The sequence below is a fragment of the Variimorphobacter sp. HTMS_6 genome, assembly GCF_059717775.1.
Map to the genome: position 1 here is coordinate 606,173 of NZ_AP046094.1, position 21,287 is coordinate 627,459.

Genomic DNA, 21,287 nt, shown 5'->3' on the forward strand with positions numbered 1-21,287 from the left:
ATAAAAACAAAACATATAATATAAGCATGTTTACTATGCAATGCATATTCTATTTATATGAATTCGATATTTTATTGAGTAACTGACTAGAAAACTAGAGGTTCTAGAAATCACAACATATTCGTGTGTTTGATGATTCTAAAGCCTCTTTTTTATTTGAAAGGAAGGATTTTGTTAAACGTTTTGAAACAACACTAAATAAGTTAAAAGATAATGGTGAAGCGAGTAAGGTTGATAAGAAATTCTACGGAGAAGATATTTTTTCATATACCTATACAGAAGGAAGATAGTATTTCGCTTTGATCTTTCTTAAGAAGTACCTGGTTGATCTTTACATAATGTATGGGTTTGTTGTACAACAAAAAATAAAGGCAATACAACATTATTATAAGTCGATTATTTGTTGTGCAACTGCCCCTCAAATCAAGATTGGAGGAATGATTAGTCAATGGAGTATAAAATTGCGGTGGCCACCTCGGACGGAATTCGTATTAATCAACATTTTGGTACTGCAGAAAACTTTTGGATATATAAGATATATGATGATGGAAGTTATGAGCATATTGAAATTAGAGAAGTAAGAGAATTTGAAGCAGAAAGATTTGATGAATGTAGGGAAGAAAATGCATCTTGTGGAGGGTGCGGGGGTCATAAGAGTAAAAGTAAAAAAGTTGAAAGCATTAAGGATTGTCGATGTGTGTTATGTGCAAGATGTGGGTTTGGTTCAGAAAAGGAATTAAGTAAAGCGGGTATCACTGCGTTTGTCATTGAGAAAGAAGTTGAGGAAGCAATAAAGAAGATAATTCAGTATTATCAAAATAGTGATTCTCATAAGTTGCTAATCAATAAATTAAAATCGTAGCATGGAAGAATGTGTGCAAAAAGGAGATTTATTATGCCAAAGGTAGCAGAAAAGTTAACGGACTTGGTGGGGAATACCCCGCTGTTGAAGCTAAAGGAATATGGCAGAGAAAAGAAGGTTAAAGCAAATCTAATTGGAAAACTGGAATATTTTAATCCGTTGGGGTCAGTAAAGGATCGGATTGCTCTTGCGATGATAGAAGATGCAGAGGAGAAAAATATTATAAATAGAGACACGATATTGATTGAACCAACCAGCGGTAATACCGGTATAGGGCTTGCTTTTGTGGCAGCAGCTAAGGGATATCGTATCATTATCACTATGCCGGAAAGCATGAGTGAAGAGAGAAAAAGAATGCTCCGGGCTTTAAATGCAGAGCTTGTGCTAACGCCTGCTAAGGATGGGATGAAGGGGGCAATTCGAAAGGCAGAAGAGCTATCCTTTCAACTTCCCAATAGTTATATGCCAAGTCAATTTGGGAATCAGGTTAATCCAGATGTTCATAAGAAGACAACCGCAATCGAGATATGGAATGACCTGGATGGTGAGATAGCCGCATTTGTTGGGGGAGTAGGAACAGGCGGAACAATTACCGGTGTTGGTTCGGTGTTAAAGGAGAAAAACCCTGATATAAAAATTATCGCGGTGGAGCCGTATTCTTCCCCCACACTATCAGGGGGCGTTCCGTCTTCGCATAAAATTCAAGGGATTGGTGCTAACTTTGTACCTCCATTATTTGATTATGACGTGGTCGATGAAATCTTTAAAGTGCGTAATGAGGAGGCGATAGAAGCCGCTCAGGATTTAGCAAGAACAGAAGGTCTATTAGTGGGATTTTCATCCGGTGCGGCAGCATTTGCTGCAGCTCAAATCTCAAAAAGGGCGGAGTTTGAGGGTAAGAATGTCGTAGCTCTACTTCCTGATACCGGGGAACGATATCTGTCAACGGATCTTTTTAATATAGTAGATAAGGTAATTTATTAAAAGAAATTGAGGTAAAATATGAGTGATTTTATTGAAAGACCGAGATATGCCTGTGCATTAGGTGGTGCACTGTCAACCCTGCGTGCGATCCCAAAGGCGATACCGATTGTACATGCAGCATCAGGCTGCGGTTATAACTTATTTAATGCAACCAATGCTGGTTCCGCGTATCTTGGAGGGGGATATTGTGGTTCGACCTCCATTCCTAGTTCCAATGTGACGGAAAAGGAAATTGTATTTGGTGGGGAGCAGAAACTGGAAGAAGAGATACTAACAACATTAGAAATTATGGATGGCGATCTTTTTGTCGTATTAAGTGGGTGTATGGTTGAGATGATTGGTGATGATATTGATTCCGTAGTAAGAAAATTTGATGATGCACATAAGCAGGTAATTGCAATTTCTACTCCAAGCTTTAAAGGGAATTCGTATTATGGTTATGATTTGCTATTAGAAGGTTTTGTGAAGTACTACATAAAAAAACCTGAAAAGAAATTTGAGAAGAAGGTTAATATCCTGGGTATTGTTCCGGGTGAAGATGTATTCTGGAAAGGTAATCTAAAAGAAATTAAGAGAATCTTTGGTTTGCTCGGTATACAAGCCAACACATTATTTGGCGAAGGAGAAGGATTGAACGATATACAAACATCTTCGGAAGCAAGTTATAATATAGTGTTGTCTGAAGTGTATGGTCATTTGACAGCACAGGCTTTTGAAGAGAAATTTGGTATTCCTTATGTTGTGGAACAACTGCCGATTGGATATTTGCAAACCGAGAAGTTTCTAAGAGAAATCGGTGTATTGTTTGGGATCTCAGAGGATGTGGTAAATCAGGCAATTGAGACAGAACGAGTGATTTATTATGATTACTTTGAACGATTTAGTGATATTTATACAGACGCCGATTTGCAAAGCTATGTTGTGGTGGTAGGGGATGCAAACTATGCACCCTCTGTAACAAGGTTTTTATCGGATGAGCTAGGGTGGCTGCCTAAACTATCGGTCATTACGGATATTCTTAACGAAAAACAAAAATCAAGTCTACAGAGAAATTATGAGAATTTAGAATCCGGCTTAACGGTTACTGTAAAGTTTGATACCAATACTTCAGCGGTGAAAAAATATCTTAGAGAGGTATGGGAGCCATACAAAAATGAAAAACACTATGATTCGCTGACTCCGCTTGTTATCGTTGGAAGCATTCTTGAAAAGGAATTGGCTACTAGTTTGAATGCACCTTTGATTACAGTTACCTATCCAATTACTAATCGAGTTGTATTAAACCGATCTTATATTGGATTTAATGGAGGATTAGCACTGACGGAAGATATATTGAGTACTTTAGTGGCCGGTAGGTAAAGGAGGAGGTTATATATGAGTATTGTATTAGGTGATACAGCTCCTGCAAGAGAAGAAAGGTTGAAGGCGGGAATCGCATATGGAGGCACCTGTTCTCATTTGGAAGAGTGTTTGAGCAAGGGTTGCTTGGGTGGAGCTACAAGAAGTTTTAGCCAGACCTATGGATGCCAACATGGTTTAAGTCTTGGTATATTAAATACGATTCGGAATGCTGTGGTTATTATGCATTCGCCTCTGGGATGTGGTGCTTCTTCTATCCTTTATTCCGGTCAACAAGGATCTTCCTTTCAAAAACTTAGGGATCCACAGGCGGAGGGGACAGTAATTATTAATACGAATCTTGATGAAGTTAATGTTATCAATGGGGGAGAGAAGAATTTAAGAAGGGCAATTTATTATGCGGATAGAGAATTCAGACCGGAAATTATCATTGTAGTAGGAGGATGTGTTCCGGCTCTTATTGGAGACGACATTGACGCAATCACGGATGAGTTGCAATCTGAAGTTTCTGCAAAACTAATCCCCGTAACCTGTGAAGGATTTAAAACAAAGGTTATGGCAACCGCTTATGATGCAGCTTATAACGGAATTATGAAGAAGCTCCTTGGAACGGTGGAAAGAAAGATTTCAACGGTTACTGAAGATTTTGATGAATATAAGCGAAAATATCTGGCAAGTAAAAGAGTAAATGTATTTAATGTTGGATCAATGAGCAAAGCGGATGAGAATGAGCTCGAACGAATACTAAATGCGATTGGGCTAGAGGTAGAATTTCTCCCTTGTTATTCTGCTCCGAAGGATTTCACCTTGACACTGGAAAATGCATTGAATGTCAGCATATGTGGTACGCATGATGACTATTACATTGAATATCTGCAACAAGAATACAACATACCTTTTATTATTGATACCATTCCGATTGGAAGAAAGAATACAAAGAGATGGGTTATCAATATAGCCAAACATTTTAATCTGGAAAAGGAAGCAGAAATATTTTTACAAAGAGAGGAAGAAGCTTTATTGCAGGCTTTAGCTCCATATAAGGAACAGCTAAAGGGGAAAAAAGTGTACTTAGGCGGAGGGGCAATCAGAATCGTAGCGACTGCAGAAGTATTGCAGGATCTTGGAATGGAGATTGTGGGATTTAAAGGCCATCATATCGACCATTTTATAAAACCTGTTTTTGAACAGTTGGAGAAAATAGAGAATATAACCTTCAATGTGGCTACGCAACAGCCTTTTGAACAGGTTAATCTTGTAAATCGATTAAAGCCGGACTTTATCATCATACACGCTGGTCTCAACAACATCACTACCAAATATGGAGTTCCCATACTACCGTTATTCGGACCTAGCTTTCATTATATGGGTTATTCGGGAGCGTTTGACATAGCCAGAAGGCTTGTGCGCAGACTGCAGAATAACCAATACAATAAAAACATTGCAAGGAATCTTAAAATTCCATATAGGCAGGAATGGTTAGAGAAAGATCCATTTACGTATATAAAAAACGAATGAACGGCTACTAAGAGTCAGAACGTCCATGAAATCAAATTTGAATTTGGTTTTATGGACGATTGGGTGTATGATAAGATTATACAAAGTACGAAGCGCATCATGAGAAGGGAAGGGGACAATTAAGAGATGTCATACTTATATACATTTTATAATGGAATATATGTCGATATGAATGAATTGATATGTAATCAAGACAAATATAAGGGAAATAGTATCTATATTAATATTACGAATCAGTGTCCTTGTTCCTGTATCTTCTGCCTTCGTAGTGAAAACTTTGGCAAGGATCTGGATGACTTATGGCTCGAAGCTGAGCCGAGCGCAGAAGAGGTCATAGTCGAGTTGAAAAAACTTAATTTATCGATTTTTAAGGAATTTGTCTTTTGTGGTTACGGGGAGCCATTAACCAGATTAGATGTATTGATTACAATAGTAAAATATCTAAAATTAAGTAGTAATTTAAAGATTCGGATTAACACAAATGGATTAGGGAATAAGATTTATAGTAAAAACATTGTTCCTTCTCTGTCAGAATATATTGATAGCGTATCAATCAGTCTCAATGCTTCCAACGAAGAAGAGTATCTTCGGCTAACCAATTGCTTGTACGGGCGAGGCTCCTTTAAAGCATTGCTTGAATTTGCCTGCGAGTGTAAGAAATATCTAGAAGAAGTACGTGTTACCGTTGTAGATATTATTGGTTTAAAAGAAATTGAAGAATGCAGATTGTTATGTGATAGGTACCGGTTGGATTTGGTTGTTCGAGAATATAGACAGTAAGAAAAATTAGAAACCCGTTCAGGTTAAAAAACGAACCGTATGTGATAGGGCTATTGTCTAGGTTTGTTGTCAATGTTATGATATGCTCCATATACATTATAATAAGATTGTTAGTGAAGTTACTTCCCTAAACATCATGACAAACCGAATTATCAGGAGGAATAGTATGGATCGTAGCATATTAACAGGACACATTAGAAATATTAACAGGAGAATATTTTTCATCTTAATCGCATTAACGATATTGTCGTTGGTAACAGGAATAATTTATAAGCAACCTTTCGTTTTAGTAGGAGCTTCAGTTTATGCTATAAGTTGCGGTTTGGTGTTTTTTAGCAATAAGAAGAAGTTGTTTGAAGAACAGATATCCTATTTCATCGTTGTATCATTAATCGTTTCAGTGACGATGGTTGTGAAAGATGCTCAAAACTTTTACATTGTTCTAATTCCAATTAGCATCGCTGCGTTATACTTGAATTCTAGATTGTTTTATACCGGAGCGGCACTGGCAAATGTCATACTCATAGGGAAAATGTTGATGACTGGTCACCCATTTTCGGAATTTTTTATGACATTAATTATTGTGGACTTCGTAATGTTTATTCTGTTATTTTCAACTTTTTCAGGAAGGGCATTAATCCTATCGGTTACTGAAGCAGGTAGAAAAGCCAGTCAATCCTTAGAAGAACTGAATGTTACAATGGATATTATTGATTCTAATACACTAACACTGAATCAGGATATTAATAACTGCTACACTAGTCTGGAATCAGCCAAGGAAATCAGTGGTTCCATCATGATTGCAGTGAATGAGGTGGTTGTGGGTGTTACAAGTCAGGCTGAATCAATTGACCAAGTCTATAATATGATTAACTCAGCAGATGAGAAAGCGGTTATGACTCAGAAGACTTCAAAGCAGCTAGGTGAGATCTCATCTAATACCGGTAAACTAGTTTTAAATGGATCGGTTAAGATTAAACAGATGAATGATCACATGAAAATTATAAGTAGCGCGGTTACAGAAACAACATCTACGATGAATGAGCTTGAGAAAAATATGGGTGATATCAATCACTTCCTATCCAGTATTGTTAACATCGCTGCTCAGACCAATCTTTTGTCACTGAATGCTTCAATTGAAGCAGCTAGAGCCGGTGAGGCTGGTAAAGGTTTCACGGTCGTGGCGGAAGAGATTAGAAAACTAGCTGAACAAAGTGCGGATACAGTAAAACAGATTAATGATGTGATGAGCCAATTGAACAGTAAAACCAAGGCGGTTTTGGAAAAGGCAAACATCGGTAATGAAGCAGTGAAGCTCGGAGAGAGTGTTGTTCAAGAGGTTGATGAAAGCTTTGATACGATCAAGATTTCTTTTGAAGATATCGATCAATATGTAATTAAAGTTCTGGATATGGTTGAAAAGACAACAGAGATTTTTGGTGAAATCAGAAATGAATCTGAAAGCATGGCTAGTATATCGGAAGAGCATTCCGCTACTACGGAAGAGATGCTTTCAACGATGGAAAATCAGAATGAAAATATTAATAATATATTCCGTTACATAAAGGATATCACAGAATCCAGTGAAAAGTTGAGAAGTGTCGTTCATAATGTGTAAGGTGTTAAAAGTTCTTCTTGATTAGGTTGTAATAAATTAAAGGATTTTGTGTAAAAATTTTAAATAAGATTATGTATCTATTCCTTTGTCCGATTTATGGCAGATGTAGTCAATCGGCCGGACAAATAATAGATTCATAGTCTTATTTTTCTATAACATCTACTATTTCCAAAATTTACATTCTGGTATTTCCATATAGACACCACATTTAAAATGAATTATAATATTAAATTGTTGTCGAATTGTGTAAAATATGAATCATTGAAGGAGGGCAAAAATAATGCCTCTAATTACTGTCTTACTATTCATATTTTTCATATTCTATTTGCTCTTTGGTATTTATATCCTGCTAAAAATGCCTGGTTCCTTAAAGAACAGATTATTTTTCTCAATATGTCTTCACTTGAGCATATGGTCATTTGGTTATGCTTATATGAGTAATGCAGGGACACGTGAGAATGCAAATATAGGAAGAGAAATTGCATCCTTAGGGTGGTGCTTTATCTATAGTTTATGGCTGGATTATGCTATTTTAATATATATTGATGAAAATAAGAAATGGATGACTGACTTTAGAAGATTAATTATATATATCCCGTCTTTTTTCTTCTTCTTTGGAAACTTAAAATATAAGCCAGATGAAGTTATTACAGGATTTATGCATGTGTGGAGAGATACCTATCCAATGAATTACTTCGAGATTCTCTATAACATATATTATACGAGTTATATCATAGCCGGTATCGTTATTATTTATCGGTGGGGTAAAAAATCAATATTGAACAGGGAAAAGAAACAGGCTGATACGATTATTATGGCTGTTTTGATAAACTCTGGAGTTGGAATGATCATTAAGCTTATAATTCCTATATTCATAATAAATTCATTTCCATTAGAGATACTTATGTTTACCATCATAATCTTCGGAATTTACCATGCAATGACGAAATACCAGTTGATGTCCATAAACACTCAGGATGCAAGTGATTTTGTCTTACGTAATATATGTGATCCGGTTATACTTCTTGGAAACGATATGCTAATAAAAGAAGTGAATTACGCAACACTTGAGATGACCGGTTATAAAGATAAAGAACTTGTAGGGAAGTCAATCGATTTTTTAATATCGGAGATGAAATTAAAGCATAACCATCTCGATTTCGTGATGCAAAGAGGAAATGCCAGGGCTTCTGAAGTGACATTAATGAACAAAGATAAGATAGGAATACCCTGTATTCTCTCAGGAGGAATGGTCGAGAATGTTTACAATGATTCGCTGGGTATCGTGTGTATCCTTCATGATATCACTGATCGTAAAAAAGTTGAGAGTCTTTTATTGGATAAGCAACAGGAATTAGAAATTGACTTAGATAAACGTACTAGGGAACTTAAAAATATCAATCAGCAGCTTCTCGAACGGAGGCAGCAGATAGCGAAACTGGAATCTCTTGGCACACTATCCGGTGGAATTGCTCATGATTTTAATAACATATTATCGGGTATGCTAGGATATACGCAACTAACGCTGGAAGAGTTGCAGGAGGATAGTCTACATGCTGAAAACCTGAAAGAAATATTAAAACTCGGGGATCGTGCAAAAAATATTATTTCACAGATCTTAACCTTCAGTAGAAAATCTCTGATTAAGCGAGAAAAAGTGAGCCTGGAACTGATTGCAAGTGAAGTGATAAGTATGTTGAGGGCTACCCTTCCATCAAATATTAAAATTATATATGAAATACCTATAACATCCTGTAATGTGTATGCTGATGCCAGTGAGATGCATCAACTCATTATGAATTTATGTGTAAATGCGATTCTGGCTTTTGAACAAAGCGGTGGTACTGTAACCGTACATCTGTCAGAGACTGAGATAAGTAGAAAAGAATCTAAAATACTTAATCTTAAGGAAACCGGATCTTTTATACAATTAGTAGTAAATGATAATGGTTGTGGTATGGACGAGGAAGTAATGAAAAGAATCTTCGAACCGTTTTACACAAATAGAGGGAATTATGAAGGAACCGGTTTAGGATTGTCAGTTGTTCATGGCATTGTAAAACGAATGGAAGGGTTCATAAAGGTTGATAGTAAAATTGGGAAGGGTAGTACTTTCGCTGTCGTTTTGCCAAAGTATGAGGGAACAGAGTCGAATCAACCTATATCAGACCCGTTAACTGTGGATGGAGAAGTACGAGTTTTGCTGGTTGATAATGAAGAACCGATTGTAACAACCGTAAAGAAATTATTAAGCAGGAGAGGTTATATTATCACAGGAGTAACCGATGCACAGGAGGCGTTGAATCTATTCGCCAATGAGCCGGAATCTTATGATATCTTACTAACTGATCAATTCATGCCAAATCTGTCCGGAGAAGAACTAATGAAAGAATTACGAAAGATCAGGCCGGAACTTCCTACTATTATATGTTCCGGATTTATGCAGAATCAAGTTAGTAATACAAATACAGAATACTTGATAAAACCAGTTTCGGTTGATGAATATATTAGTACTATTGAAAAATTGTGTAAAAGGTTATCGTGATAGGATGCCGTAATCTAAATATGTGGAGGCCTTGTAATATGCACTATTTAATAATACTTGATGATGATCATTCACATAATGATTTTGTAATGAAAAAATTGGAGTATATCGTACAGAAGCTGAAGTTAGAGGCATCGGTTGCGCTCAATACAACGAATCCTAAGGATGTGTTGAACTACAGTGACATGAATAAGGGAAGGAATAACATATATTTGCTAGATGTAGATGTTAAGGATAAAATAACCGGAATTGATGTTGCAGCTATGATACGCCGTCAGGAAGCAACTGCATATATTGTATTTATATCCGCACATCCGGAATATGTGATGCCTTGTTTAAAGACAAGAATATTTGATTATTTAATTAAGCCGGTGTCCATGGAGATATTAGAGTCATGCATTGGTGCAATTATCAACGATTATATTCAAACAAATGATAAAAAAATTCCGAAGTTAAGTTTTAAGTCAGGATTTGAGATATATAACATAGCAATGGATGAAATATTATTTTTAGAAAAGTTTGGACATGTTCTGGTGGTGCATACTGCTACAGGCAGAATTGAAGGAAACGAAACACTGGACAATATGGAACAAAAGCTAGATCATGATAAATTTTTTAGATGCCACAAATCCTATATTGTAAATACCACATTTATTTCCCACATTGATTATCAAAACAATATCATATTTTTAAAAAATGGTGAAGAATGTATGGTTTCAAAAAGAAATAAGAAGGAGTTAAGATTACTATGCAATTAAGGGTAGAGCTCCAACTTGGGATTCTTATTTTAACTATCGTTTTAATTCTTGCATTCCTTATAGTTGTTGTTTATAGATTATATCGATTAAGTAAAATAGAGTGTAAACTCAAAGAATGTAATCGGGTAAGAGGAAAAATCATCGATGAATATTCAAAAATAAGGCATGAATATAATAATTTATTTCAGACGGTTGTTAATCTTATAGAAGCTGAGGAGATAGAAGAATTATCAAGGTATAAAAGCACTTTGTTTGAGAAGATACATATATTAAATTACAACAGTATGGCTCAGTTGGGAAAAATCAAGTCAGAGAGTTTGCTTAATTCGGTATATCAGCTATACCAATATACCGAAAAAGAGAGCATAGTATTAAATATCAATGTTTATAAGGCAATCATGGGAGAATGCCCTTACGAAGAGGAGCTTTATCCTATTTTAAAGAAATGTATAAATACAGCGATTAAGATGGCAGGGAATGAGTGTCGCGAAGTCAATTTGGGAGTAGGAGAAAGTGAAGAAGGCTTATATTTTTACTTTGATAGTACAGGAACTCCGGCTACCGACAGTATACTTAGAGATGCTCATTACTTTGAAGACAGGAAGATAAGAAAATTATTAACTTACAATACAATGATAAATGATAGCACATATGTTCAGGAGCTTATGATAAGTAGTAATTCTAAAAGATGAAATTAGTAAATAAGTAAATAATAATTTTAATGCACTCAGCATGAACTGATCCTTGTCTATTTTAGAATGATCATGTCACAATGGGTGCATTTTTGTGTAGCCTTTTTCATTATATTTCAATTAAGTACCGTATTATGGACTGTAATTATGATATGATAGATAGTGAGAAGGTGAGAGATATGTTGATAAACAATACGTTGCTTTTTAATCTAATTAAATTAACCGGCACAGAAGGATATTTAAATTACAAAATGTCGGGATTTGGCTCGAGGAAACAATAAATAGAAATAAAGATTATACGCTCATGTAAATATTATCAAAAAAGAAAGTGGGGTTTATCATATGCATTTTGTAGAAGCGAAGGGAATATTATCGCCTCGTAACGGGATGAACCTATACCGAGGGTGCACACATGGATGCATCTATTGTGACAGCCGTAGCAATTGCTATGGGTTTACGCATGATTTTGAGGATATTGAGGTTAAGAAGAATGCACCACAGCTTTTGGAGAATGCATTACGTTCAAAGAGAAAGAAATGTATGATCGGAACTGGGGCGATGTGCGATCCATATATGCACTGTGAAAAGTCGTTAGAGCTGACAAGAAGATGTCTAGAGATTATTGATCATTATGAATTTGGATTATCCATACAGACGAAATCCGATCTGATTTTGCGTGACCTGGATTTGCTAAAAAGCATTAATAAGAAATCAAAATGTGTAGTGGCGATGACACTCACGACCTATGATGAAGAGTTGTGCAAAATCCTGGAGCCTAATGTCTGCACTACCAGAAGACGATTTGAGGTGCTGCGGATTCTAAAGGACAATGGGATTCCTACGGTTGTGTGGATTACTCCTCTATTGCCATTTATTAATGATTCGAAGGAGAATCTGGATGGAATCCTAGATTACTGTGTTAAAGCAAAAGTTCACGGAATCATTGCCCCGAACATGGGGGTGACGCTTCGTGAGGGAGACAGAGAATACTTCTATGACGCACTTGATCGGCATTTTCCTGGGATGAAAGCGAAGTATCATAACAAATACGGATACGCCTATGAAGTAGATAGTGACAATAAAGCGGAATTGTTTGATACGTTTTATCGTATCTGTAAGGAACATGGAATAGTGAGCGATTGGAGAGAGGTATTTGCATACCTGCACCAATACCCTGAGAATAAGAATTATGAACAGCTACAATTATTTGATGGAGGATTCTGATAAATATGCCGGCGAGATCCTTATACAGGAGCTTGCCGGCATATAATTTATATATGAAAATATCATGATCTCTTATTTTATATGATTTTTGATTGCCTCAAAGCTCTCCTTGCTGAGCACATGCTCCAGTCTGCAGGCATCTTCAAGCGCGGTACTTTCCTGAACACCAAGTTTTATAAGCCAGGAGGAGAGAAGACTATGTCGTTCATAGATGGATTCAGCGATATCCTTACCGGCATTTGTCAGATGGATAAAGCCCCCTTCATCAACTGCAATATAATCCTTTTCCCTAAGATTTTTCATAGCCACACTGACGCTGGATTTTTTAAAGCCCATCTCGTTGGCAATATCAACAGAACGAACTTCAGTGAGCTTTTGGCTTAGTACCAGTATGGTTTCTAAATAGTTTTCAGCAGATTCATTCATCATAACGTTTACTCCAATCTATAGAGTTTGCATTGCTATCAGGTGTATTTCTTCCAGTCAACTGGCACAAGTATAACACAGAAAATGCCAGATATCAAACTCAATAATATTTAAAAAAGCCGGAAAAGCTCACATCGAGTATTTTTCCGGTTTTTCATAATTTATGAAAAATATGATTGACAGTAGTTAGTGAGTTAGGTTATACTAACTTCAGAAAATGAAAATCATTATCAAATAGAAAGAGGATGAGTGAAATGCCATTGTCAATGATTCAAACAGGTATGTCAAATGTGGTGAAGAGAGTCGGAGGTAAAGAAGAAACCAGAAGATTCTTGGAGAGCCTTGGTTTTGTGCCGGGTAGTGAGGTAACAGTGGTTTCCGAAATGAATGGTAACCTGATTGTCAATGTGAAGAACTCCAGAGTTGCTATTGGTAAGGATATCGCAAATAAAATAATGGTTTAATGAAATAGTATTAAGAAAGGAATTGCTGATGAAAACCTTAAAGGAGATCGCGATTGGTCATACGGTCAAAGTAGTCAAATTAACTGGAGAAGGTCCGGTGAAGAGACGTATTATGGATATGGGTATAACGAAGGGCGTTGAATTATTTGTTCGAAAAGTTGCACCACTTGGTGACCCCATTGAAATTACAGTTAGAGGATATGAATTATCCCTTCGTAAGGCAGATGCTGAGATGATAGAAGTAGAATAAATTTTTTTGCAGGACAGTTAGTTAAGACTAATCGAAACAATCGATAAATAATACGTTTACAAAATGCCATTTGGCGAAAGGAGTATTGAGATGTCTATAAAAATCGCACTTGCCGGAAATCCGAACTGTGGTAAAACAACTTTGTTTAATGCACTCACAGGTTCAAACCAATTCGTAGGTAACTGGCCGGGAGTAACGGTAGAGAAAAAAGAGGGTAAATTAAAGGGGCATAAGGATGTCATCGTAATAGATTTACCGGGTATCTATTCTTTATCTCCCTATACCTTAGAAGAGGTTGTAGCAAGAAATTATTTAATTGGTGAGAGACCGGATGCGATTCTTAATATCGTGGATGGAACGAATTTGGAGAGAAACCTGTATCTTTCTACGCAGTTAATGGAGCTTGGAATTCCGGTAATCATGGCAGTTAATATGATGGATATTCTGGAGAAGACCGGAGATAAGATACATATTAGTAAGCTTTCCAAAAAGCTTGGCTGTGAAGTGGTTGAAATCTCAGCATTAAAAGGATCCGGAATTCGTGAAGCAGCGGATAAAGCAGTAGCACTTGCCAAGAATAATCTTGCAGCTGTCCCGGTACATGAATTTGATGAGGGAGTCGAATCCGTTATCAATTCGGTGAAGGAGATGCTTGGTGCGGATATCCCGGAGGAACTGAGACGTTTTTATGCGATCAAACTTCTTGAGAAGGATGATAAGATCAAGAGTCAGATGAAAACAGTTCCTGAAGTGAGCCAGTACATAGATGATCTTGAAGAGAAATATGATGACGATACAGAAAGTATCATCACAAATGAAAGATATGTTTATATTTCCTCCATTATCAACGATTGTTATACCAGAACCAAGAGAAAAGATCTTACTTTATCCGATAAAATTGACCGTGTTGTTACGAACAGAATACTGGCATTACCTATCTTTGCTGCAGTTATGATTATAGTTTACTATGTATCGGTCACTACGGTTGGAACCTGGGCAACGGATTGGGCAAATGATGGTGTGTTCGGCGAAGGATGGAACCTATTCGGTATTGCATCGTTACATATCCCGGGAGTTCCGGTTATGATTGAATCACTCTTAAATGCAATCGGTTGCGCTGATTGGTTACAAAGCTTAATTCTTGATGGTATTGTAGCAGGAGTAGGCGCGGTACTTGGATTTGTGCCTCAGATGCTTGTGTTATTCGCTTTTCTTGCATTCCTTGAGGCTTGTGGTTATATGGCAAGAGTTGCATTTATTATGGATCGTATCTTCCGCAAGTTCGGACTATCCGGAAAATCCTTCATACCGATGTTAATCGGTAGTGGTTGTGGTGTTCCAGGAATCATGTCCTCCAGAACGATTGAGAATGACCGCGATCGTAAAATGACAATTATGACAACTACCTTTATTCCATGTGGAGCGAAACTCCCAATCATTGCGTTGATAGCCGGAGCGATATTTCATGGAGCTTGGTGGGTTGCCCCAAGTGCTTATTTTGTAGGAATTATGGCTATTATCTGCTCAGGTATAATATTGAAGAAGACGAAGATGTTTGCAGGAGATCCCGCTACTTTTGTAATGGAGCTTCCGGCATACCATATGCCGACACTTATGAACATTCTTCGTAGTATGTGGGAAAGAGGTTGGTCCTTTATTAGAAAGGCAGGAACCATCATACTCCTCTCCACAATTGTATTATGGTTTGCAATGAGTTTTGGTTGGGTAAACGGAAGTTTCCGTATGCTGGATGCAATGGAGCTGGATCATAGTATATTAGCAAAGCTTGGCGGAGCGATATCTTGGCTGTTTATTCCACTCGGTTGGGGTGACTGGAAGTTCTCAGTGGCAGCAGTAACCGGTCTGATTGCAAAGGAGAATGTTGTTGGTACGTTCGGTATTCTCTTTGGTTTTGCTGAGGTTGCGGAAAATGGTAATGAAATCTGGGGAAGTCTTGCAGGAAACTTAACAATGTCAGCAGCGTATTCCTTCCTGGTATTTAACCTCTTATGCGCACCATGCTTTGCAGCAATGGGTGCAATCAAAAGAGAAATGAATAATACAAAATGGTTCTGGTTCGCGGTAGGTTATCAGACATTGCTTGCATACTGTGTGGCATTATGTGTATTCCAGATTGGTACGTTAATCATAACAGGAACATTTGGAATGGGTACAGTTGCAGCATTTGCACTGATTGTAGTATTTGGATATCTTCTGTTTAGACCGGCGAAGCAGAGAAGCTAATATATAAGGCAATCTATTTAAGATTATAGAAGTCTTTAGGCAACTGATTGATGTAGATGTTTTAAAATGCACTAAAATAAATATTATGTTGTTGTATATAAGAGTTCAACCGGTACTTGGAATATGAAAAAACCGGTTGAACTTCATAAATATATATTTGCTATAGTATATAAGATTTGTAATGGATATTGTTTTTGTTGTTTAAATTAATGGTTTAATGATAAGGAGGATATGTCATGGGTACTGCTATTACAGCAATTGTAGTAATCGGAGTTGTAGGTTTAATTGTTAAGAATATGGTTCGCGAAAAGAAGGCTGGAAATTCAGTGCATTGCGGTGGAGCCTGCAAGGACTGTGGAGGACATTGCCACTAACGAATACACTACTAAGGAGACAGAAATATGGGGCAGATTCTTACAAATGAGATAGATTATCATGAAATAATCGAATGCATTGTCAGTGCACTAGATGCGAAAGATACCTATACGGCGGGTCACTCTCAGAGGGTCAGTGATATGGCACTGAAGGTTTGTCGACTAATAGGGTTGAATAGTAATGATACTGAGAAAATCCATATTGCTGCGCATTTACATGATATCGGTAAAATTGGAGTCCCAGATATAGTCTTAAACAAATCAGATAAACTTATCAGAGAGGAATGGGAGATGATGAAAAAGCATCCTCAGATAGGAGCGGAGATCTTAAGCAAGTCCTCCCACCTAAATGAATTGAAAGATATCGTACTCTTTCATCATGAACGTTTCGATGGATTAGGATATCCCCAGAATATTAAGGGGGAGGAGATACCGGTTGGTGCGAGAATTATCGCAATATGTGACTCGATTGATGCTATGACATCAAACCGTAGCTATCGTAAGGCAAATACTTTGTCCTATTGTTTTAATGAGATAGAACAGAATTTAGGTAAAATGTATGATCCGGTAATCGGACAATATGTGCTGGAGCACTGGGATGAGGTTACGGCCATCTGAGCTGATATAAAATGAAGTATAATTACCATGGGATAGGTTTTGTTAAAGGTCATAGCTGATGTATAATAAGACAGTAAGGACTGTCGACATGAAATTTAGATAAAGCATTATAATAAACATTTTAAATACAAGATTATTGAATAAGAAATATTTTTTTAATACAGAGTTAGTTGAAACTAACTCGCTAGGAGGAGATATGTGTAAAGAGACTTTTTATTTTTTACAGCGATTGGATTTACATAATATTGAAACTCAATTAGCGTTACAGTGTGCACCTCTGTTCGCAGGGCTAAAGATATCAAATTTGTTGATTGTTCAGAATAAGAACTGTGAAGAGATTGAAGAGATACTGAGGGAAACAGGAATCTCATATTTCTTACTTATGGAGACGAAGATAAAAACAACATTGTTATTATATAAAGAGGATAGATTAAAGAAGGAACTAACAAACGAGGCTGTCGTAACATTTTTTTATGAACTTGGATATGAGGATTTTGAACTTGGGCATTTACTGGCACAATTTCAAAAAAGATACGAGAATTATATTCTATCAGGGGCGGATTTCCCTCATGAGATGGGACTACTATTAGGGTATCCGATTGAGGATGTGAATGGGTTTATTGTAAATGAAGGTAAGAACTTCCTGCATTCCGGGTACTGGAAGGTTTATAAAGATTTGCCTGAGAAGATACATTTGTTTCATCACTTTGATAGAGCAAAGAAAAATGTAATACAAATGATTTTTAACGGAAGATGCATACGAGAGGTTATCATTACTTATCGTGAACAGGAATTACAGCAACTAGCAGGTTAACCCATGAATGCAGAGGAAGATCCTATTATTAAAGGGTCTTAGGAAAGGAAATAGCATGAGCATAGTAATAATCGGTGGACATGACCGTATGGTCTGTCAGTATAAGAAAATCTGTAAGAACCATAAATGTAAGGCTAAGGTATTCACGCAGATGAGTGCGAACCTTAGTGATCAGATCGGATCTCCGGATGTCGTTATATTATTTACGAATACAGTTTCTCATAAAATGGTACGATGTGCGATGGTGGAAGCGGAGAGAAGTAAAGCGGAGATTATAAGGTGTCACTCTAGCAGTGGTACTGCTTTGAATGAGATACTGGAGAAGGTTAATAGATAATTACACTATATATACGTGTGAAGATACATTCCTATATTTTACGAAAGCACTTGAATTAATATCTATTTGACGGCGTATATGTTATAGCAAGCCGAAATAATGATATCAATTCAAGTGCTTTTTTAATAAATAAATTACGTATTTTCGCAAGCATTAATAATTATTATTATCTGCTATCTTACTCTGCTGCGGATACAGAGAGATACTCATTTAATTTATTTACGAGAACATCCACGTCGATGCCATGTACTGCACATGCATCCTCTAAGGACTCAACCTGCGAGGATGGGCATCCGAGGCAATGCATACCGGAATTGAGTAAAATCGGTACGAAGGCCGGGTTGATTTGTAGGATTTCTCCGATAATCATAGTTTTTGTAATTAATTGCATAATAGAAACCTCCTTAAAATGTAGCATATGAATAGTAATTGTAATATAAGATTCATTGAAATTCAATTACTTCGTATTAAAACTGTTTTATTAACGATAAGAAAAGTCGTTGCATTTAATATACCAGATAAATCAGAGGTTAAATGTAGCCATGGATACATCATGTAAAAATTATGCTTGATATAATAATTACAAAGATGAATACGAGGAGGTACTGTCATGGGTTACAGGCTTAATCTGGAGCAGTTTGACAAATATTTAACAGAATTATCTAAGAACTATCAGATTTTTGCACCGCAGCGTAAAAAGGGTAAGGGCTCCTTTTCAGATACGGATTTGATTTGTTATGGCCCGGTGACTTCCTTAGAGGAAATGGAATTACAAGAGAAATCAGCGTATTCTCCGAAAGAAGTGTTCTATCCGATCAGAGAGACATTATTTCAATTTTTCAATAATCAGATTATTGAACCGGTGATTAATACAAAACCGATTCTACTGTTTTTAAGACCGTGTGATATTAACGGTATTAAGCGTCTGGACGCAATGTTCTTAAAGAACGGACCGGAGCAGGATTATTATTATTTAAGAAGACGTAAGCTTTTGAAGTTTGTATTAATAGAATGTGTTAAAGGCTTTGACAGCTGCTTTTGTGTATCGATGGATGCGAACAAAACGGATGAATATGAAGCAGCAATCCGCATAGAAGGGGAAGAAATTCTCTGGAAGGTGAAGGATGAAACTCTTGATCTGGATGAATTAAAGGCAGGAGTAAGCGAAGAGTTTGAACCACAATTTATTCAGGAGAATAAGGTGAAGGTTCATATTCCACCGGTTGAATTAGTGACGAAGGAAACCTTTAATCATGACTTGTGGAAAGAGTATACCTCAAGATGTATCGGATGTGGACGTTGTAATACCGTTTGTATCTCCTGTTCTTGCTACAGCATGCAGGATATACAAATCAACAAGGAACAACAGATCGGCGAACGCAGAAGAGTATGGGCTAGTTGTCATGTTGATGGTTATACTGATATGGCCGGCGGACATCATTTTAGAGATAAGAATGGTGATCGTATGCGTTTTAAGACAATGCATAAAATTAATGATTTCTATAAACGGTTTGGCTATCACATGTGCGTAGGATGTGGACGATGTGACGATATTTGTCCGGAGTACATTTCCTTCTCAAAATGTATCAACAAACTCAATGAAATAGTGATGGAGGGTCAAAAAGATGAATAACCCTTATTTACCGAAAGCTTATAAAATTCTGGATATCAAGCCGCAAACGGATATCGATGTGACCTATAGGATTGCCTATGAAGGAAAAATAGTTGGTGGTCAATTTATGGAGATCTCCATCCCGGGTGTAGGAGAAGCTCCGATATCCATCAGTGATTTTGATGACACTTCAATGGATATGACAATTCGTAAGGTGGGGCGTCTGACTGATAAAATATTCGATTTAAAGATTGGGGATTCCTTATATATGAGAGGACCTTACGGAAATGGCTTTGATCTGAATCAGTTTAGAGGTAAGGATTTAGTGATTATTGCAGGTGGAACTGGTCTTGCACCGGTGAAAAACCCGATTCGATACTTTGTTAATAATCCGTCAGAAGTGAAGCAGTTAGAAATTATGCTAGGCTTTAAAACTCCAAAGGACATCCTGTTTCCCGAAGAAATCGCAGAGTGGGAAGAAAAATGTCATGTCTGTTTAACGGTTGATCAATCGGTGGAAGGCTGGGAAGGGAAAACCGGACTGATCACAACACATGTAACTAGCCTTGATCTTAGTGATGTTAAGAATAAGATGGCAATCGTAGTTGGACCACCGATTATGATGAAATTCATGACACTGGAGTTAATTAAGAACGGATTTCAAGAGGAGAACATATGGGTATCCTTTGAGCGTAAGATGAGCTGCGGTATCGGAAAATGCGGACATTGTAAAATCGATGAAACATACGTATGTCTGGAAGGGCCCGTATTTAACTATGTGAAAGCAAAAAATCTACTGGATTAGGAGGCACTTATGAGTGTTAATAGAAAAGTAATAGCAAAAAATGCATACCGCATCACTAAGGTTAGAAATAAAACAGCTTTGAGAATCCGAGTGCCGGGGGGACATTTAGAGGCTAGATTTTTTCCGTTAATCGAATCCATCGCGAATGAATATGGAAATGGTACGGTTCATATTACAACGAGACAGGGTTTTGAAATTCCGGACATCGATTTCGATGCGATCCCGGAGATTAACCAAAAAATCAGGCCGATGATTGAAGATTTGGGCTTGAATATGACGATTCGTGGAGAAGGATATCCGGCGGCCGGTACGAGAAATATTTCTGCCTGCATTGGCAACAGAGTATGTCCTTATGCAAATAATGATACAACAAGAATTGCAAGAGATATTGAAAAAGCAGTATTCCCGCATGATTTTCATTTTAAAATTGCGGTTACCGGATGTCCGAATGATTGTATCAAAGCACATATGCAGGATTTTGGTATCATCTGTGTAACACAGCCACAATACGATGCCTCTAAGTGCATCAGCTGTGATGCCTGCGTAAAGAATTGTAAAAAGAGAGTTACCGGCGCACTTACGATGAAGGATTTCACCGTGGAAAGAGATGAGAAGCTTTGTATCGGATGTGGAGAATGTGTTTTGAAATGTCCGACAGGAGCTTGGACCAGAAGTGAGACAAAATTTTTCAACATGGTAATCATGGGCAGAACCGGTAAGAAGAATCCTCGACTAGCAATGCCATTTATCAAATGGGCGACAGAAGATGTTATTATCCAAATTATAAAGAATACCTATCAGTTCGTTGATCGCTACATTGATCGTACCCTTCCGAAGGAGCACATCGGTTATATCGTAGATCGCGTTGGGTATCAGGTATTTAAAAACGAAGTGATGGAAGGAATTATATTGAACAAAGAAGCGAAGATAGCTAGAAATATTCAGTGGTCCGGGTATTGGCACAATAATAATGAGGAATTTCAATAAGGTATAGGAGGGATAG

22 protein-coding genes are annotated in these 21,287 nt (G+C 37.1%); 20 read left to right on the forward strand and 2 right to left on the reverse strand.

Annotation, left to right across the window (positions count from 1 at the left end):
* Positions 1-448 precede the first annotated feature (448 nt).
* From AC6IWN_RS02695 to AC6IWN_RS02740, 10 genes are all read left to right on the forward strand, one after another.
* Positions 449-862: a NifB/NifX family molybdenum-iron cluster-binding protein gene (locus AC6IWN_RS02695; protein ID WP_497990815.1), complete on the forward strand. Its 414-nt coding sequence runs from the start codon at positions 449-451 to the stop codon at positions 860-862.
* Between the two features lie 33 nt (positions 863-895).
* Positions 896-1,846 (forward strand): cysteine synthase A, encoded by a 951-nt coding sequence (gene cysK / locus AC6IWN_RS02700; RefSeq protein WP_497990817.1) that lies wholly within the window; start codon positions 896-898, stop codon positions 1,844-1,846.
* An 18-nt stretch (positions 1,847-1,864) separates the two neighbouring features.
* Positions 1,865-3,205, forward strand: coding sequence for a nitrogenase component 1 (locus tag AC6IWN_RS02705; RefSeq protein WP_497990819.1), 1,341 nt, complete (start codon positions 1,865-1,867; stop codon positions 3,203-3,205).
* 15 nt (positions 3,206-3,220) lie between these two features.
* Positions 3,221-4,723, forward strand: a complete 1,503-nt coding sequence (locus AC6IWN_RS02710; protein WP_497990820.1) for a nitrogenase component 1 — start codon at positions 3,221-3,223, stop codon at positions 4,721-4,723.
* Between the two features lie 126 nt (positions 4,724-4,849).
* Positions 4,850-5,503: a TatD family nuclease-associated radical SAM protein gene (locus AC6IWN_RS02715; RefSeq protein WP_497990822.1), complete on the forward strand. Its 654-nt coding sequence runs from the start codon at positions 4,850-4,852 to the stop codon at positions 5,501-5,503.
* Positions 5,504-5,669: 166 nt separating this feature from the next.
* Complete coding sequence (locus AC6IWN_RS02720; RefSeq protein ID WP_497990824.1) at positions 5,670-7,121, forward strand: methyl-accepting chemotaxis protein; 1,452 nt, start codon at positions 5,670-5,672, stop codon at positions 7,119-7,121.
* Positions 7,122-7,401: 280 nt separating this feature from the next.
* Complete coding sequence (locus AC6IWN_RS02725; protein ID WP_497990826.1) at positions 7,402-9,666, forward strand: ATP-binding protein; 2,265 nt, start codon at positions 7,402-7,404, stop codon at positions 9,664-9,666.
* A 38-nt stretch (positions 9,667-9,704) separates the two neighbouring features.
* Positions 9,705-10,424 (forward strand): LytR/AlgR family response regulator transcription factor, encoded by a 720-nt coding sequence (locus AC6IWN_RS02730; RefSeq protein ID WP_497990828.1) that lies wholly within the window; start codon positions 9,705-9,707, stop codon positions 10,422-10,424.
* Positions 10,415-11,116 carry a hypothetical protein gene (locus AC6IWN_RS02735; protein WP_497990829.1) on the forward strand — a complete coding sequence of 234 codons (702 nt, stop codon included), beginning with the start codon at positions 10,415-10,417 and terminating at the stop codon, positions 11,114-11,116. The genes AC6IWN_RS02730 and AC6IWN_RS02735 overlap by 10 nt, the downstream gene beginning before the upstream one ends.
* Before the next feature lie 342 nt (positions 11,117-11,458).
* Positions 11,459-12,340 (forward strand): SPL family radical SAM protein, encoded by an 882-nt coding sequence (locus AC6IWN_RS02740; protein ID WP_497990831.1) that lies wholly within the window; start codon positions 11,459-11,461, stop codon positions 12,338-12,340.
* A gap of 72 nt (positions 12,341-12,412) precedes the next feature.
* Here AC6IWN_RS02740 and AC6IWN_RS02745 read toward each other — a convergent pair whose 3' ends face one another.
* Entirely contained in the window at positions 12,413-12,769 is a 357-nt protein-coding gene (locus AC6IWN_RS02745) for a metal-dependent transcriptional regulator (RefSeq protein ID WP_497990833.1), read from the reverse strand.
* Positions 12,770-13,020: 251 nt separating this feature from the next.
* Between AC6IWN_RS02745 and AC6IWN_RS02750 the strand changes: the two genes are divergently transcribed.
* From AC6IWN_RS02750 to AC6IWN_RS02780, 7 genes are all read left to right on the forward strand, one after another.
* Entirely contained in the window at positions 13,021-13,230 is a 210-nt protein-coding gene (locus AC6IWN_RS02750; protein WP_497990835.1) for a FeoA family protein, read from the forward strand.
* 28 nt (positions 13,231-13,258) lie between these two features.
* Positions 13,259-13,480: a FeoA family protein gene (locus AC6IWN_RS02755; RefSeq protein ID WP_497990837.1), complete on the forward strand. Its 222-nt coding sequence runs from the start codon at positions 13,259-13,261 to the stop codon at positions 13,478-13,480.
* Between the two features lie 90 nt (positions 13,481-13,570).
* A complete protein-coding gene (gene feoB, locus AC6IWN_RS02760; protein WP_497990839.1) occupies positions 13,571-15,724 on the forward strand; it encodes a ferrous iron transport protein B in 2,154 nt (717 codons plus the stop codon).
* 236 nt (positions 15,725-15,960) lie between these two features.
* Positions 15,961-16,098 carry a FeoB-associated Cys-rich membrane protein gene (locus tag AC6IWN_RS02765; protein WP_497990841.1) on the forward strand — a complete coding sequence of 46 codons (138 nt, stop codon included), beginning with the start codon at positions 15,961-15,963 and terminating at the stop codon, positions 16,096-16,098.
* 27 nt (positions 16,099-16,125) lie between these two features.
* Positions 16,126-16,716, forward strand: coding sequence for an HD-GYP domain-containing protein (locus tag AC6IWN_RS02770; protein WP_497990842.1), 591 nt, complete (start codon positions 16,126-16,128; stop codon positions 16,714-16,716).
* A 196-nt stretch (positions 16,717-16,912) separates the two neighbouring features.
* Positions 16,913-17,530 (forward strand): DUF3793 family protein, encoded by a 618-nt coding sequence (locus AC6IWN_RS02775; RefSeq protein ID WP_497990844.1) that lies wholly within the window; start codon positions 16,913-16,915, stop codon positions 17,528-17,530.
* 55 nt (positions 17,531-17,585) lie between these two features.
* On the forward strand, positions 17,586-17,867 hold the full coding sequence (locus tag AC6IWN_RS02780; RefSeq protein WP_497990845.1) for a DUF2325 domain-containing protein: 282 nt from the start codon (positions 17,586-17,588) through the stop codon (positions 17,865-17,867).
* 178 nt (positions 17,868-18,045) lie between these two features.
* On the opposite strand, the gene AC6IWN_RS02785 is transcribed toward AC6IWN_RS02780, so the two are convergent.
* Complete coding sequence (locus AC6IWN_RS02785; protein ID WP_497990847.1) at positions 18,046-18,258, reverse strand: DUF1858 domain-containing protein; 213 nt, start codon at positions 18,256-18,258, stop codon at positions 18,046-18,048.
* 219 nt (positions 18,259-18,477) lie between these two features.
* Between AC6IWN_RS02785 and asrA the strand changes: the two genes are divergently transcribed.
* The 3 genes from asrA to asrC are packed head-to-tail and all read left to right on the forward strand — an operon-like array spanning position 18,478 to position 21,271.
* Positions 18,478-19,500, forward strand: coding sequence for an anaerobic sulfite reductase subunit AsrA (gene asrA, locus AC6IWN_RS02790; RefSeq protein WP_497990849.1), 1,023 nt, complete (start codon positions 18,478-18,480; stop codon positions 19,498-19,500).
* Positions 19,493-20,284 (forward strand): anaerobic sulfite reductase subunit AsrB, encoded by a 792-nt coding sequence (gene asrB / locus AC6IWN_RS02795; RefSeq protein WP_497990851.1) that lies wholly within the window; start codon positions 19,493-19,495, stop codon positions 20,282-20,284. Before asrA ends, asrB begins: the two co-directional genes overlap by 8 nt.
* A gap of 9 nt (positions 20,285-20,293) precedes the next feature.
* Entirely contained in the window at positions 20,294-21,271 is a 978-nt protein-coding gene (asrC, locus tag AC6IWN_RS02800; protein ID WP_497990853.1) for a sulfite reductase subunit C, read from the forward strand.
* Positions 21,272-21,287 lie beyond the last annotated feature (16 nt).